This is a genomic window from Bacillus sp. EKM202B (assembly GCF_011066025.1).
Classification (GTDB): Bacteria; Bacillota; Bacilli; order Bacillales; family Bacillaceae_G; genus Bacillus_A; species Bacillus_A toyonensis.
The window spans coordinates 135,586-151,117 of sequence record NZ_JAAMNK010000003.1 but is presented as its reverse complement, the minus strand read 5'-3'; the positions used below and the strand labels follow the sequence as shown (position 1 = coordinate 151,117).

Here is a 15,532-nt window from a genome sequence, read left to right as displayed (position 1 = left end):
ACATCGTCGTTGATGTATCTCCCTTTTACAATTATAAATTAAAAGCATTTGCTAGTAAGCGATAAGAATTTAATTTATGTTCAAATTGATGAGTAATCGTGACAACCATAAATTCGTCAGTATTGTACGCTTTACTTAAATTTACTATTTTTTCTTTCACAGAAGTCGGATCACCTACGATCATACGTTGACGATTTTCTTTTATACGGAATAAATCATACGCACTGTATGAATAATTTTGAGCAGTTTCGATAGAAGGTGTACCAGTTGTTCGTTTTCCTTGCTCTAGTAATAAGATTGATAAATCTAAACTAGAAGCAATTTTTTCTGCCTCTTCATTTGTTTCTCCGCAAATAACAAAAATCGCGACAATTGATTTTGGTTTATCTCCTAAATAGGAAGGTTGAAATTGTTCCTGGTAAGCCCTCATAACTTCTGGGCCTCCGAAGCCATTAATAAATTGTGCAAATGCAAAAGAAGCTCCGTTGTGCGCCGCAATTTTAGCGCTCTCTCCGCTAGAACCGAGCATCCACATTTCAGGTGATGTTGGAATAACTGGAGTAGCCTTTAAATTTGCATAATGATGATTTTCTGGTACTTGATCATGTAAATACATTGCAACATCTGCAACTTGTTCTGGGTATTGATCAAGTGAGACCATTTTTCCTTCTTGTAGTGCACGAGTTGCTATTGGCATACCACCAGGTGCTCTACCAACACCAAGGTCGATGCGGTTTGGATAAAGTGCTTCTAAAACGCGGAAATTCTCGGCAACTTTATATGGGCTATAATGCGGTAACATAACACCACCCGAACCAACTCTAATATGTCCCGTTTTCGCTGCAATATGAGAAATAAGTATTTCTGGACTTGAACCAGCTAAGCTTACGGAATTATGATGCTCGGATACCCAAAAACGTGTGAATCCGAGTTTTTCTACTTCTTGTGCAAGCGTAACTGTATGTGAAATAGCTTGGATTGCTGTGCTACCATCTGAAATAGGTGATTGGTCTAATACACTTAATTTGATCATAGAATATACCTCTCAATCTTAATGTACACCCTATTATATATTTACTTACGAAAAATGCGTAATGAAATGCTCAAAATGAAAAGTAGATCATTTTATATCCGCTTTTAACGAGAAAATCCCCGTTCATAATGATTCATTTCGACTAAGTTTAAAATATATTCATAGTTGTCAATTTCACATTTTAGCTGTTCACGTTCTTTTTCAGATAGTCTCTTATTGCTAAGTTTTTTACATAAGTTTTGTTTCTTTAATTCTAGATGTTTTTTTGTAGCCTGGTAATCATAAGTCTGTTTCATTTTCAACCACTCCTTCGTTGCAGTTGCTATATTATACGAAGCATAAAGAAATGTGAGATCTGTCTCTTATGTACTTTTAGTGAATATTCAAATTGCAGTGGTGTTATGTTTATCGAGATTTATGAATAAAATGCACTAAACCACTAATGCGCATTTTATCCCGCATTAACGGGCAGTAAAACTCCCACCTCAAAATTGGGCTGGAGCAATGAAGTTAGGTGGGAGATTAACTGCCCATAAAAGCCCGATTGGTTCAACTAATAATCAGTGGGGGAAGAACACCCCACTGATTATAGTTTCACTTTATGAAGTAAGGGGTGGAATTGTGCAGAAAGACTTAATGTATAACACTGAGATGGATGAAACGTTACAAGTTATAAATAAGGGATTGAATAAGACGACACGTCCGAAACAAATTATTGTAGTAGGGGCAGGCATGGCTGGATTAGTTTCGGCATCTTTATTAAAGGCTGCAGGACATGAAGTGAAGATTTTTGAAGCAAACAATCGTGTAGGGGGCCGCATAGAGACAGTTAGAATGGAAGATACCGGATTATATTTAGATGTTGGGGCGATGAGAATTCCATATTCGCACACGTTAACGATGGCATATATAAGAAAGTTTGGGTTACAGGTGAGTCCTTTTATTAATAGGAATGAGACAGATATCATCTACGTAAATGGTCGGAAAACGACATTAAAACAATATGAAAAAGATCCAAGTATTTTAAGATATCCTGTGGAAATGAATGAAGTTGGGAAAACGTCTGAGGAACTATTATTGTTAGCGGTACAGCCCATTATAAATTTTATAAAAAAGAACCCAGAGAAAAATTGGGATGTTGTAGTAAAGGATTTTGGAAGATACTCTACAGGACAATTTTTAAAGTACCATCCTTATCAATATAATACGTATTTTTCACCAATAACGATTGAGATGATTGGTGTTTTATTAGATTTAGAAGGTTTTTTAGAAAGGTCATTCGTTGAGACGTTACGTTTTTTATACATTATGCAAGAGGAGAGCGGATTTTGTGAAATAATAGGTGGAAACGATAGATTACCAAAATCTTTTTTACCGCAATTAGAAGAAAATATTATTTATAATCAAAAATTAATGAAGCTACATCAACACGATAACGGTGTGACGGCTTTCTATCGAAACGAGGAAACTTTTGAATATAGTAGTATTACAGGGGATTTAGTTATTGTTACAATTCCGTTTTCGACAATGCGTTTTGTGGAAGTAGATCCATTTGACTCTATATCTCATGAAAAGTGGAAAGCAATTCGTGAATTGCATTATATGCCTGCGACGAAAATAGGCATTCAATTTAAAAGTCGATTTTGGGAAGAACAAGGGCAATTAGGTGGCAGAATTATAACAGATTTGCCAATTCGTTACGCCTATTATCCAAGCCATGGAATTGGACAGAAAGGACCAGCTATGATGTTAGGAAGCTATACATGGTCTTATGATGCGCTGTTATGGGATGGGTTATCGAAGGGTGATCGTATCTATTACACATTACACAACTTAGCAACGATATTAGGTGGTCAAGTATATGATGAATTCATGTCTGGAATATCAAAAAGTTGGACATTGGATCCATATGCACTTGGAGGATTTGCTCTTTTTCAAGCTGGTCAAGAGTCTGAGCTACAACCAGCGATTGTAAAGCCAGAGGGGAAAATATTCTTTGCTGGAGATCATACAACGTTATATCACGGATGGATTCAAGGTGCGATTGAGTCTGGAGTTCGTGTAGCGGTGGAAGTGAATGAGTAAAAAGTTTTTAATTCAGAAAATTCTTTACTATATAACTTGAGATGGATATTATTATATATAAAAGAAAAATAGGGAGTGTTTACAGTGAATCCGTTATTATTCGATTTTCCTTCTGAATTTTATACTGACAGGCTTTTTATTCGAATGCCGAAACCAGGAGATGGTAAAGTTGTATACGATGCAATTCAAGCTTCAATACAAGAACTAAAACCTTGGATGGTGTTTGCACAAAAAGAGCAAACAGAGCAAGAAGTAGAAGAAAGTATTAGAAAATCACATATTCAATTTTTGCAACGTGAGGATTTAAGATTACTAGTATTTTCGAAAGAAACAGGTGAATTTATTGCATCTGCCGGATTACATCGTATTAATTGGGATATACCGCAATTTGAAATCGGATATTGGATTGATTCGAGATTTAGTGGAAAAGGCTATATGGTAGAGGCTGCGAAAGGTATAACGGATTATGCTTTTTCTGAACTGAAAGCAAACCGCGTAGAAATTCGTTGTGATGCTCTAAATAAAAAGAGTAGAGCGATACCTGAGAAATTAGGTTTTAAATTAGAGGGTATTTTAGAAAGTGCTAGTGTTGCGGTAGATGAAAATGGATTAAGGGATATGTGTGTATTTGCAATGACGAGAAATACATATGAAAAAGAAGAGCTGTAAAGAAACAGCTCTTCTTTTTCATATTATGGTACAGGATGACCGTTAGAGCTTTCAAAAATTGTAAACCATTGTTGACGATCTAAGTTAACTTTTGTAGCAAGAGCGGCCGTTTTTACACGATCTAATTTCCCAGAGCCAACGATTGGCATCATGTTAGCTGGATGAGCAAGCAGCCATGCATACATAATCGTATCGATGCTAGTAACACCTAGCTCATTAGCAACTTTTTGTACAGTTTCACGTACACGTACAGCACGTTCAGTTTGACCGGTAAAGATTTCGCCACCAGCAAGAGGTGACCAAATCATTGGATTGATTCGTTTTTCTTGGCATAAATTAATCGTACCTTTTTCAAAGTGCTCAAGCTGCAGCGCAGATACTTCGATTTGATTTGTAATGAGCGGGAAATCTAAATATGAACTTAACATATGAAACTGTGAAGGTAAAAAGTTAGATACACCGAAGTGACGAACCTTTCCTTCTTGCTTTAAGCGTGAGAACGCTTCTGCCACTTCATTTGGATCCATAAATGGATCAGGACGATGGATGAGTAATACATCAATATAATCTGTATGTAAGTTTTGTAATGAATCCTCCGCACTCTTTATGATATGTTCAGCATTCGTATTGTAGTGAGCAACATATCGCTCTGGAAATTTCGGTGATGGGGGAGCGATTCCACACTTGGTAACAATTTGCATGTTTTCTCGTAAGGAAGGCTTTAGTTGTAAAGCTTCTCCAAACAGCCCTTCACACGTATATCCACCATAAATATCAGCGTGATCGAAAGTAGTAATCCCCATATCCATACATTCTTCAATGAAAGAAAGTAACTCTTGTTTCGTCATATTCCATTCTGCTAAACGCCAAAATCCTTGAATAATACGAGAAAATTTTAGTGTTTCGGCCATTTGAACTCGTTCCATTATAAGTACCCCCTTGATGAATGATTATTATTTTGAAAAGGCTTTCTTGCTACATATTATTATATAGTTTGAGGAGCGTACAAACAATAAATATGTTTTGCTACAAAAACGATTTTCTCTATATGCTATAATGTAGACACATATAGCTATAAGGAGATGTAAGGGATGATTCCAGTAACAATATTAACTGGTTTTCTTGGATCAGGGAAAACGACTTTATTAAATCGTATTTTATCAGAAAATCACGGTAAGAAATTAGCGGTGATTGTAAATGAAATAGGACAAATTGGTATCGATAATCAGTTGATTATGAATGTTGAAGAAGAAATTATGGAAATGACTAACGGTTGTTTATGCTGTACTGTACGTGAAGATTTACTCGTTGCGTTAAAACAATTACTGGACGTAAAAGCAGAAGGGAAAATGGACTTTGAAGGCTTAGTAATTGAAACAACAGGTCTTGCAAATCCAGGCCCGATTATTCAAACATTCTTTTTAGATCCTGTTATTCAATCTGCATACCAAATTAATGGCGTTGTAACGGTAGTAGATAGTTACCATATACATAAACATTTTGAAAAGGGATTAGAAGCAAAGGAACAAATTGCATTTGCTGATGTAGTGTTGGTGAATAAATTAGATTTAATTGAAGAAAGTGAAAAGAAAAATCTTTTGCATGAACTGCAAGGTATTAACCCCACTGCAAAGTTAATCGAGGCTACTAACTGTGAGGTAGATATACCATCATTATTACAAATTCAAACGTTTAAAACGAAAGATACGTTACAAATTTATCCTCATAAAGAGCATAATCATTTAGAAGGTGTAAAATCATTTGTACTACGTGAAGAGCGTCCGTTAGATTTACAAAAACTAAATGAGTGGATGTCAGCTGTCGTGCAAGAGCTAGGGGAGTATTTATATCGTTATAAAGGGATTTTATCTATCGATGGAGTAGATAAACGTATCGTGTTCCAAGGTGTACATACATTATTTGCTGCTTCGTATGATAGAGAGTGGCAAGAGGGTGAAAAGCGAGTAAGTGAAGTCGTATTTATCGGTAAAGATATTAATAAAGAATGGTTCCAAGAACATTTTGGGGAGTGTGTGAAATAAGTCTGCGTCAACTGCAGGCTTATTTTTTTATGAGCATTCTATTGAGATTGTACTAGAGTTCAATAACGAAACACATAAGGGAAAGAAACGGAAAATAGAAAATAACATTGATAAATATATAATAAAAAGCCTGTTTTCACAGGCTTGTGTTTTCGTTTATTAGTAACTCCATTACAACACCTACAACTGGACCCTCATCATCAATATCCCCGTTTAAATGGAAACCAAATGATTCATATAGGCCCATGGCAAGTTTGTTGTCCGGATGTAAACTTAAGTAAATTATTTTACATGTAAACTGTTGTTGTAAAAATTGAATGAGTAAGCGGAGGAAACGTTTTGCGTATCCTTTTCCTTGATGTTGTTGGTCAATCATAAAACGATCTAACCAGATGCTTTCGTGTTTTTTTGAATACCAACCGTACATTGCGTATCCAACAAGTGTTTCTCCATCATATAAACCTACTGACGTCCCGTTTCCTTCATATAATGATTCTGCTAAAGAAAACGCATTACTTTCAATAAATTGCTGCTGGTTTTTTGCGACGTTTAAAGCAGCTACTGAACGCCAATTTTTTGCTGTTACTTCACAAATGTGAAGATTCATAATTCCAACTCACCTTCTAAAAGAGTATAGCTTAAAGCTAATATGGATAATTTTACTTGTTATTTTGGTCAAGTCAAGGATACATACATAAAAAGGCAGCTGAACAATAGATTCAGCTGCTTAGAAAATATAGTAAATTAGTTTGTTGCTTCTTTCAATGTGTTTACGTTTTCTTCCATTAAAGTAAAGTAATCTTTATTGTTTTTCGCATCATCTTCAGAAATAGTAGCAAGGTGATTTAAGCGTAAAACTGTTGTACCAGTTTCTTTTTGAATAACTGATGCGACTTTTGGCGTAGAGAAAGTTTCAAATAAAATATATTTTAGACCGTGTTCTTTTACTGTTTTTGTAATGTCAGCAAGCTCTTTTTGAGATGGCTCATCAGACGCTGAAATTCCGGCGATAGGAATCTGTTTTAAACCATAGCGTTGTTCCCAATAACCATAAGCAGCATGAGAAACTAAAATTTCTTTCGTTTTCGCATTTGCTACAGCAGCTTTAAATTGATCGTCTAAATCGGTAAATTTAGTTTGAAGTGCTGCAAAGTTTTTCTCGAATTCTTGTTTATGGTCAGGTTGTAATTCCACAAGAGCATTTTTGATTTTTTCAGCTTGTTTCATCGCAAGAGTAGGGTCTATCCAAACATGCGGGTCTTTATCATGATGGTGATCATCTTCTTTATGACCATCTCCGTGATCGTGATGTTCTTCTTCAGAAGAAGCACGAAGTTTAATTCCTTTTGATGCATTTACAATTTTAACATTTTCTTTTTGTAATGTTTTTTCCATCTTCTCAGCAAATGGTTCTAATTCAGCACCGTTATAAACGAATAAATCGGCTTTTGCAACTTGTACTGTTTGTTTTTGACTCGGTTCAAATGTATGTGAATCGGCACCAGGAGGGTAAATTGCTTCTACTGTTACATAGTCGCCACCAATTTTTTTTGCGAAATCTGCAAGAGGGAAGATAGTTGTATAAACAGTTAGCTTTCCATCTTTCTTGGCAGTACCTTCTTTTTTATTTGAGCAGCCAGTAAAAATTAAAGTGAAAATAAGTAAGAATGAAAATATAGTCAATCTTTTAGGCATGAAGTTCTCCTCTTTTCTTTTTTTACGGATATATCTTCAATTATAGAAGAAAAATATCATTTTAATACAAAACGGAATAATTACGTTTTAGTTTGCGAACTTAGTATAATACATCTTTCATAAAGTTGCAATAAATAATAATCATTACGATTTGATTTTGTTATAAAGTTGTCAAATATAGATGTATTATTTTTGTGAATGCATGCATATGTGACAACGCTGCTTTCATATATTTGAAAGGAAGGTGAAGAGGAGGATGAGCGCTTGGGATATTTAATGGAAGCTATCTTATTGATATTAGCGGTAGTATTGCCATTATCTTTCGTTTTAATCTTTTTAAGACGCTTAATAAGTAATTTAGGGAATGCATCAACGATAACGAAATTACCAGAGAAAGAAAAGAAAAAAGAGTAAGTAAAGCACTATGCATACGCATAGTGCTTTACTTATGGTAAAATAAAAAGAAGGAAACTCCTAAAAGTTGCATGTCACTGAAGGAGAGAAAAGTAAAATAAGAGGTATATGCATATATGAATAAGCGAACAGCGTTAGTACTTGGTGCAAGTGGTTTAGTTGGACAAGAGATAACGCGTCTATTACTTGAATCAGATTACTACGATTCGGTTACTATTTTTGTAAGAGAACCAATGCAATGGCAACATGAGAAGTTACAGCAGAAGAAAGTAGATTATTCGGCATTAGAAGAATATAAAGAATTTTTTGCAGTAGATGATGTTTTTAGTTGTCTAGGAACAACAATAAAAAAAGCAAAAACAAAGGCGAATTTCAAAAAAGTAGATTATGAATATACGTTACGAGCTGCTTGTTTAGCTGAAAAGCAAGGGGTGCAAAACTTCCTTGTTGTGTCTTCGATGGGAGCAAATCCTAAATCATTTTTCTTTTATTCACAAGTAAAAGGGAAAATGGAAGAGGAATTGCAAAAGTTAGTGATTGGTGGTATTCATATTTTTAGGCCGTCTTTATTAGTTGGAAATCGACAAGAGTTTCGTTTTGGTGAACGAATGGCTGAAAAGTTAACTCGAATTATTCCTTTTATATTTAAAGGGGCTTTCAAAAAGTATAAACCAATTTCAGCTAAAGATGTGGCGAAAGGGATGTATATAACTGCGCTGCGAGAAGAATCTGGTCTCCACATTTATAATTCAAATGAAATTACAACGATAGAATAAATAAAACCGAGAAGAATGGCTTCTCGGTTTTATTTATTCATATTGATTTTCCCAGGAGCCCGCTTATATTGATACGGTTCTTGCAATTCAAAACCAAGTTCATTTGCGGCTATTCTTGGGAAGTACGGATTGCGAAGTAACTCACGTCCGATAAAAATTAAATCTGCTTCGTTATTATTTAATATTTGCTCTGCCTGTGCCCCAGTCGTAATCAATCCAACTGCCCCAGTTGCAATGTTAGCATGTTCTTTAATATGTTTAGCATATTGTACTTGGTAACCAGGATAAACATCAATATGTGTCGGTACAACTGCACCAGAACTACAATCGATTAAATCTACTCCTTGTTCTTTCATCCATTTTGAATACCGAACGTAATCTTGAACGGTTAGCCCGTCAGGATGATAATCATTTGCTGAAATACGAACAAATAACGGTCCGTCCCAAACTTCATTTATAGATTCGATGATTTCACGTAAGAAACGATAGCGGTTTTCAGATGAACCGCCATATTCATCCGTTCGTTTATTGGAAAGTGGAGAAAGAAATTCGTTAATTAGATAACCGTGAGCGCCATGTATTTCAATAACGTCAAATCCAGCTTGTTTTGAACGCAGTGCAGCCTTCTGAAAAGCTAGTGCGGTGTCTTTAATTTGCTCTTTACTCATTTCCAGTGGTATTTTCATTGTTTCATTAAATGGAATTGCTGAAGGTGCTAACGCATCTGTTTCTAACTCAGCTTTTCTTCCGGCGTGAGCGAGTTGAATGGCAGCTTTTGCACCATTATCATGTATAAAAGTTGTCGCTGTATGTAATCCTTCAATTAGACTGTCGTCCCAAATACCTAAATCTTTGTTAGAAATGCGACCTTCAGGTAACACAGCTGTTGCTTCAATCATAACTAAACCGACTTGACCGGCAGCCCTAGTTCCATAATGAACGAGGTGGAAATTCGTTACTTTTCCATCCTCATTTTCCGAAGAATACATACACATAGGCGACATGACGATACGGTTTTTTAGTGTAACATCCTTAATTGTGTAGGGTGAAAAAAGTTTGGAATGCATCAAATAGCCTCCTTGATTGAATTTTCTTATATTTTACCATTCTCTTTTTTGTTTCTCTAATAAAACGCTTATACGAAAAATTTTGTCTATTCGTGTTACAATGACTAATATGAACTGAATTGGAGGATGACATATGTACCAGGCTTATTATAAAAGTGAATTAGGTTTGCTAGAAATTACAGCGAACGAAGAAGGCATTACGTCTGTTATATTTGTTGATGAACGACAAGAAGAAAATACAAATGAAATGATAGATCAATGTATAAATGAGCTAGATGAATATTTTAAAGGAAAAAGAAAAGAGTTTACTGTACCACTGTCTGCAGAGGGAACATCATTTCAAAAAAATGTATGGGATGCGCTCTACACTATTCCTTATGGCGTAAGTGCTTCATATTTAGATATTGCGGAGAAGGTTGGTAATACGAAAGCTGTACGAGCAATAGGAGGAGCAAACAGTCGTAATCCCATTTCAATTATCGTTCCGTGTCACCGTGTAATAGGAAAGAGTGGAAAGCTTGTAGGGTATGCGGGTGGTTTATGGAGGAAAGAGTGGCTGTTAAAACACGAAGGTATTTTGAAATGAAGTATGAATGGAAAGAGGGATTGTTTTGGAATGTATAAATTGTGGGCAACCTTGTGCGAATGAACAGTTAAATTGTGCAAACTGTCAGCAAAAACTGCATAATAAACAAGGTGAAGGAAGCTCGCTAATAGACAAAGAATTAGAAGAATATGTAGGGAGACAATATCCGTACTACAAAAAAAAATGGGAGCTTGAAAATAAGCGAATTGCAAAATGGAGCTGGAATGGTTGGGCTGCTATTTTTAATGTAGGTTGGCTTGGCTATCGTAAGTATTATTTACCTGCTGCACTATTTATACTGTTATTAGTAGTGTGTGATGCGTTTTCATATTATATGGGCTTCAACGTAGCATTGCCAATCATTAATATGGTGCCTCTTACGTTTTTATTACTCGTTTTTATCTTATTCGGGCTAGGGATTTTTGCGAATGGATTATATTATCAATTTGCAGAAAGACGTATATACCGCATAAAGGCACGTGAAATTAAAGATGAATCGGTTGAAAATTATCTCATTCGTGATAGTGGAGGAACGAGTAAAATGGGAGCAACGATCGTTACAATGTTAGCAGTTGCTAGTATTTTGTTCAGTCATTTCTTTTTCCCAACTGATCAGGATATTATTCAAAAAGTTCGTACAAGCTCGCTTTATGAATATCCAGTCTTTTCAATTGGTGAATCGTTCGAAAATTATTTTCAAAATTCAGGATGGATATACTATCGTGGAACGGAAGGATTAGAATTAGTAGAATTTCAGGGGGAGAGTCCTGAGATGCCAAGGAAAAAGGTGACAATTCAATTTATTGTTGATTATAAATTGGGAGAAGTGGAACCATATTCACTTACGATTAACGGTGAATCTAAAAATGAAGAAGAGTTTTTGAAAATAATGGAGGAAATATTTAAAGTTCAAAATCCATTTGATATAGAGGATGGCTTACAAGTAAATGCTATTCAACAAAGCGGAGGGAAAGCAATTTCTGACCGCTTTTTTTCTTTTTATGAAAATAAATATTTAAAATAATCAGAATCTTTTGTATAATAAAATATATTATACAAGTTTTAACTTATACATATAGATTGGGGGAAGGAAGAATGAAGAGAAAGACAACAACAATTGCTGCACTTGCGTTATCGACTAGTGTACTGGTTGCGGGATGTGGGAATGGGGAGAAGGCTTCGACAACGAAGAAAGAATCAAGTAAGGGAATGGCAGATAAACAAGTTTTAAATTTGCTAGAAACAGCTGAAATTCCTTCAATGGATACATCTAAATCAACAGATTCTGTATCTTTCCGTGTATTTGTAAATGCAATGGAAGGATTATATCGTCTAGATAAAGATAATAAACCAACTCCAGGTATGGCCAAAGATGTGAAGATTAGTGAAGATAAAAAGACATATACATTTGAATTACGTGATGCAAAATGGTCAAATGGTGATCCAGTTCGAGCGCAAGATTTTGTATATGCATGGCAACGTACATTAGATAAAGCAATAGCAGCAGAATATGCATTTATTTTATTTGATGTGAAAAATGCACAGAAAGTAAATAAAGGAGAAGTACCGTCGGATCAATTAGGTGTTAAAGCGAAGGATGATAAAACGTTGGTAGTAGAATTAGAGCAACCAGCACCTTATTTCCTTGAGCTTACTTCGTTCCCTACATTCTTCCCATTAAATGAAAAGTATGTAAAAGAACAAGGGGATAAATACGGATTAGAAGCAGATAAATTATTGTACAATGGACCATTTACAATGAGTGAATGGAAACATGAACAAAGTTACCAGTTAAAGAAAAACCCAAATTATTGGGATAAAGATGCTGTAAAATTACAAGAAATTAATGTGGGTATAGTAAAAGAGACAAGTACTGGGGTAAATTTATATGATAGTGATCAAGCAGACCGTGTCATTTTAAGTTCTGAGTTTGTAGACAAATATAAAAAGAATAAACCAGATGAATTTAAAACGAAGCTAGACCCACGTATGTATTTCCTACGTTTTAATCAAAAAAATGCAACGTTTAAAAATCAAAAGGTTCGTGAGGCGATTGATTTAGCGTACGATAAAAAAGGAATTGCGGATGTAATTTTGAATGATGGATCATTGCCAGCGTATTTCTTAGTACCTGAAAAGTTTACGACAGGACCAGATGGAAAAGACTTCCGTACTGTAAATAAAAATTTCCGTGACAGTAAAGATAATGCTGCGAAAGCAAAAAAACTGTGGGAAGAAGCGAAGAAAGAACTTGGTCAAGATACAATTACAGTAGAATTACTAAATGATGATAACGGTAGTCGTAAAAAAGTGGGCGACTTTATTAAAGAAGAATTAGAGAAAAACTTACCAGGTATTAAAGTGAATTTGAAGCAACAACCATATAAGCAGAAGTTAGATTTAGAAAAGAAATTTCAATATGAATTCTCATTATCTGCATGGAGTCCAGATTATCCAGACCCAATGACATATATTGATATGTTCGTTACTGGAAGTTCATTTAATGAAATGGATTATTCAAATCCGAAGTATGATGATTTAGTAGCGAAATCAAAAGGAGAACTACTAAAAGATGACGCAGCACGCTGGAAAGCACTTGCAGAAGCTGAAAAAATCTTAATTGGTCAAGATGTTGCAATCTCTCCTACGTACCAACAAAGTACAGCTTACTTAGAGAAGACGTATGTAAATGGTATTGCTAACCATACGTTCGGTGGCGACTTCAGTTATAAATGGGCATATATTACAAAGAAATAGTATAATAAAAGATGAGTGAATTTTCGCTCATCTTTTGTTTGTTTAAGGAGGAACGTGGAGTGTTGAAAGGAATCAATCATCTTTGTTTTTCAGTATCAAATTTAGAAAACTCTATTCTGTTTTATGAAAGAGTGCTAGAAGGAGAACTATTAGTTAAAGGGAGAAAACTTGCATATTTCAATATATGTGGAGTATGGATAGCACTGAACGAAGAGGCACATATTCCAAGAAAGGAGATTCATCAATCTTATACGCACCTCGCATTTTCTGTTGAACAAAAAGATTTTGAACGCCTGTTACATCGGTTAGAAGAAAATAATGTTCATATTTTACAAGGAAGAGAACGTAATGTGAGAGATTGTGAGTCTATATATTTTGTTGATCCTGACGGTCACAAGTTCGAGTTTCATTCAGGGACACTGCAAGACCGTCTAAATTATTATAGGGAAGAAAAACCACATATGACATTTTACTAGGGAGGAAGAGCATTTGCATGCACTTGTAATCGGGGGAACAGGGATGTTAAAGAAAGTTTCTATGTGGCTTTGTGAGCAAGGATTCCATGTTTCTATTATTGGACGAGATGAAGTGAAATTAGAATATGTGAAGCGAGCAAGTTCTGCACCAGAAAATATCACATGCCTTCCGTTAGATTATCATAATAATGACGAAGTAAAGATAGCTATTAAAGGTACAATTGAGCGAAATGGTCCCATAACATTAGTTGTGGCATGGATACATTCAAGTGCAAAGTATGCGTTATCACTCATTTGTAAGGAGATAGAATTTTCGTCTGAGACATACAGTTTATTTCATATTTTAGGCAGTAAAGCATCGCGTATGAATGCAGGGAAAATAGGTGGTACGCTTTGCCTGTATCATAGAATTATATTAGGTTTTATTTTAGAAGATACATTCGGAAGGTGGCTTACTCATCAAGAAATATCAGATGGAGTAATTAATGGGATTGAAAGTAATTGCAATGAATGGATTGTGGGGCAAATAGAACCATGGGAATTACGACCAAATTGATAAGGGGGAATGGGAAATGAAAACAACTGTATATGTAACAAGGCACGGTGAAACAGAATGGAATGTAGCGAAGCGAATGCAAGGACGGAAAAATTCAGCTTTAACTGAAAATGGTATGTTACAAGCGAAACAATTAGGGGAGCGTATGAAGGATTTACCACTCCATGCCATATATAGTAGTCCAAGCGAAAGAACACGTCATACTGCTGAATTGATTAAAGGGGAACGCGATATTCCAATTATAGAAGATGAACGTTTCTATGAAATAAATATGGGGATATGGGAAGGGCAAACAATTGCTGATTTGGAAATGCAATATCCAGAAGAAGTACATTTATTTTGGAATGAACCACATCTTTTTCAGTCAACATCAGGGGAAAACTTTGCGGCCGTTTATAAAAGAGTAATTGAAGGGATACACTTTCTTTTAGAAAAGCATAAAGGAGAAAACATTTTAATAGTTACTCATGCTGCAGCAGCGAAACTACTTGTAGGACATTTTGCAGGTCTTGAAATTGAACATGTATGGGGAGAGCCATTTATGCATAGCGCGAGTCTTAGTGTAATTGAATTTGATGAAGATCTTGGTAAAGTAAAACAATTTGCAGATATAAGTCATTTTCAGTAAACGTAAAAAAGGCCGCAACGCGGCCTTTTTTGGTGGACATAAAAAACTAGCAATTACGTTTTTTATACCAGAAGTGATCGAATTTTTTATTCTTGCAAGAAGAAGACTTGTGTCTGCTATCTTTGCAATCATTCCATTTGTGTCCGTCATCGTGACAGTCTCTACCGTGATCACATGAATCATCGCAAGAGTGACCGTGTCCGTGAGGGAAGAATTCGCATTTTTTACAGAAACTTCGTTTTGTCCAGTAAAATTTCTTTTCAAAGCGTATGCATTTTGTAACGAAAGTACAATGTTTTCTACGAGTACGTTTTGTAACTAAAACGCATTCTTTTCTACGCGTCACTTTCGTAACGAATGTCCATTTTTGAACACGAACACGAGTACATTTCGTAACAAATGTCCATTTTTTTACGTGCGTACATTTTGTAACGAACGTACAATGTTTCACGCGAGTACATCTTGTTCTTGGACATCTACCTCCTGTAGTGCATTTACATCCTGTAGTACATTTATGATGAGAGAATTTATCATCATCGCACTCAAAAGTACTTGGATCTTGATGTAAGAAATCCTCCATCCCAGCACTTTTGATTTCTTCAACAGCTTTTCTAATATCACGTTTCATAGAAATCCTCCTTATCATGTATTAAAGTGAAAAGGTATTCTTTTTCCTTAACATGATATGAGATATGACGACGTTCTGAACAGGACAAGAGTGTAATTTTATATAAATAGATGATAGCGG

General features: G+C 35.3%; 18 protein-coding genes. 11 read left to right on the top strand and 7 right to left on the bottom strand.

What is annotated here, in order from left to right:
• Positions 1-31 precede the first annotated feature (31 nt).
• Together G9F74_RS06335 and G9F74_RS06330 are read right to left on the bottom strand one after the other, a co-directional pair.
• Positions 32-1,033 (bottom strand): LLM class flavin-dependent oxidoreductase, encoded by a 1,002-nt coding sequence (locus G9F74_RS06335; RefSeq protein ID WP_016108225.1) that lies wholly within the window; start codon positions 1,031-1,033, stop codon positions 32-34.
• 104 nt (positions 1,034-1,137) lie between these two features.
• The gene (locus G9F74_RS06330; protein ID WP_016108226.1) at positions 1,138-1,329 is read right to left on the bottom strand and encodes a DUF3896 family protein; all 192 of its coding nucleotides are present in this window, start codon (positions 1,327-1,329) and stop codon (positions 1,138-1,140) included.
• A gap of 325 nt (positions 1,330-1,654) precedes the next feature.
• On the opposite strand from G9F74_RS06330, the gene G9F74_RS06325 reads away from it, so the two are divergent.
• Entirely contained in the window at positions 1,655-3,118 is a 1,464-nt protein-coding gene (locus G9F74_RS06325) for a flavin monoamine oxidase family protein (RefSeq protein WP_033668497.1), read from the top strand.
• Between the two features lie 84 nt (positions 3,119-3,202).
• The gene (locus G9F74_RS06320; RefSeq protein ID WP_001068748.1) at positions 3,203-3,787 is read left to right on the top strand and encodes a GNAT family N-acetyltransferase; all 585 of its coding nucleotides are present in this window, start codon (positions 3,203-3,205) and stop codon (positions 3,785-3,787) included.
• 23 nt (positions 3,788-3,810) lie between these two features.
• Here the strand turns inward: G9F74_RS06320 and G9F74_RS06315 are convergent, their stop codons facing one another.
• Positions 3,811-4,713 (bottom strand): aldo/keto reductase, encoded by a 903-nt coding sequence (locus tag G9F74_RS06315; RefSeq protein WP_016108228.1) that lies wholly within the window; start codon positions 4,711-4,713, stop codon positions 3,811-3,813.
• Positions 4,714-4,878: 165 nt separating this feature from the next.
• Here G9F74_RS06315 and G9F74_RS06310 point away from each other — a divergent pair, with 165 nt between their 5' ends.
• Positions 4,879-5,829 (top strand): CobW family GTP-binding protein, encoded by a 951-nt coding sequence (locus G9F74_RS06310; RefSeq protein ID WP_016108229.1) that lies wholly within the window; start codon positions 4,879-4,881, stop codon positions 5,827-5,829.
• Between the two features lie 136 nt (positions 5,830-5,965).
• On the opposite strand, the gene G9F74_RS06305 is transcribed toward G9F74_RS06310, so the two are convergent.
• Together G9F74_RS06305 and G9F74_RS06300 are read right to left on the bottom strand one after the other, a co-directional pair.
• The gene (locus G9F74_RS06305) at positions 5,966-6,436 is read right to left on the bottom strand and encodes a GNAT family N-acetyltransferase (protein WP_001048672.1); all 471 of its coding nucleotides are present in this window, start codon (positions 6,434-6,436) and stop codon (positions 5,966-5,968) included.
• A 137-nt stretch (positions 6,437-6,573) separates the two neighbouring features.
• Positions 6,574-7,524, bottom strand: coding sequence for a metal ABC transporter substrate-binding protein (locus tag G9F74_RS06300; protein ID WP_001126163.1), 951 nt, complete (start codon positions 7,522-7,524; stop codon positions 6,574-6,576).
• A gap of 264 nt (positions 7,525-7,788) precedes the next feature.
• Here G9F74_RS06300 and G9F74_RS06295 point away from each other — a divergent pair, with 264 nt between their 5' ends.
• The gene (locus tag G9F74_RS06295) at positions 7,789-7,938 is read left to right on the top strand and encodes a hypothetical protein (RefSeq protein WP_000540935.1); all 150 of its coding nucleotides are present in this window, start codon (positions 7,789-7,791) and stop codon (positions 7,936-7,938) included.
• 116 nt (positions 7,939-8,054) lie between these two features.
• Entirely contained in the window at positions 8,055-8,714 is a 660-nt protein-coding gene (locus G9F74_RS06290) for an oxidoreductase (protein ID WP_001042745.1), read from the top strand.
• A 29-nt stretch (positions 8,715-8,743) separates the two neighbouring features.
• Here the strand turns inward: G9F74_RS06290 and namA are convergent, their stop codons facing one another.
• Complete coding sequence (namA, locus tag G9F74_RS06285) at positions 8,744-9,781, bottom strand: NADPH dehydrogenase NamA (RefSeq protein WP_000555707.1); 1,038 nt, start codon at positions 9,779-9,781, stop codon at positions 8,744-8,746.
• Positions 9,782-9,914: 133 nt separating this feature from the next.
• On the opposite strand from namA, the gene G9F74_RS06280 reads away from it, so the two are divergent.
• The 6 genes from G9F74_RS06280 to G9F74_RS06255 all read left to right on the top strand — a co-directional run bounded on the left by G9F74_RS06280 (position 9,915) and on the right by G9F74_RS06255 (position 14,784).
• Entirely contained in the window at positions 9,915-10,367 is a 453-nt protein-coding gene (locus tag G9F74_RS06280) for a methylated-DNA--[protein]-cysteine S-methyltransferase (protein ID WP_000283917.1), read from the top strand.
• Between the two features lie 25 nt (positions 10,368-10,392).
• Positions 10,393-11,391, top strand: a complete 999-nt coding sequence (locus tag G9F74_RS06275; protein ID WP_000388938.1) for a DUF2628 domain-containing protein — start codon at positions 10,393-10,395, stop codon at positions 11,389-11,391.
• A 71-nt stretch (positions 11,392-11,462) separates the two neighbouring features.
• Positions 11,463-13,124: a peptide ABC transporter substrate-binding protein gene (locus tag G9F74_RS06270; RefSeq protein ID WP_000824261.1), complete on the top strand. Its 1,662-nt coding sequence runs from the start codon at positions 11,463-11,465 to the stop codon at positions 13,122-13,124.
• A 59-nt stretch (positions 13,125-13,183) separates the two neighbouring features.
• Positions 13,184-13,600, top strand: a complete 417-nt coding sequence (fosB, locus tag G9F74_RS06265) for a FosBx1 family fosfomycin resistance bacillithiol transferase (protein ID WP_000911701.1) — start codon at positions 13,184-13,186, stop codon at positions 13,598-13,600.
• A gap of 13 nt (positions 13,601-13,613) precedes the next feature.
• On the top strand, positions 13,614-14,156 hold the full coding sequence (locus tag G9F74_RS06260; protein ID WP_000543132.1) for a short-chain dehydrogenase: 543 nt from the start codon (positions 13,614-13,616) through the stop codon (positions 14,154-14,156).
• 16 nt (positions 14,157-14,172) lie between these two features.
• Positions 14,173-14,784 carry a phosphoserine phosphatase 1 gene (locus tag G9F74_RS06255; protein ID WP_000859191.1) on the top strand — a complete coding sequence of 204 codons (612 nt, stop codon included), beginning with the start codon at positions 14,173-14,175 and terminating at the stop codon, positions 14,782-14,784.
• A gap of 46 nt (positions 14,785-14,830) precedes the next feature.
• Here G9F74_RS06255 and exsB read toward each other — a convergent pair whose 3' ends face one another.
• Positions 14,831-15,412: an exosporium protein ExsB gene (gene exsB / locus G9F74_RS06250; RefSeq protein WP_000817491.1), complete on the bottom strand. Its 582-nt coding sequence runs from the start codon at positions 15,410-15,412 to the stop codon at positions 14,831-14,833.
• Between the last annotated feature and the right edge of the window lie 120 nt (positions 15,413-15,532).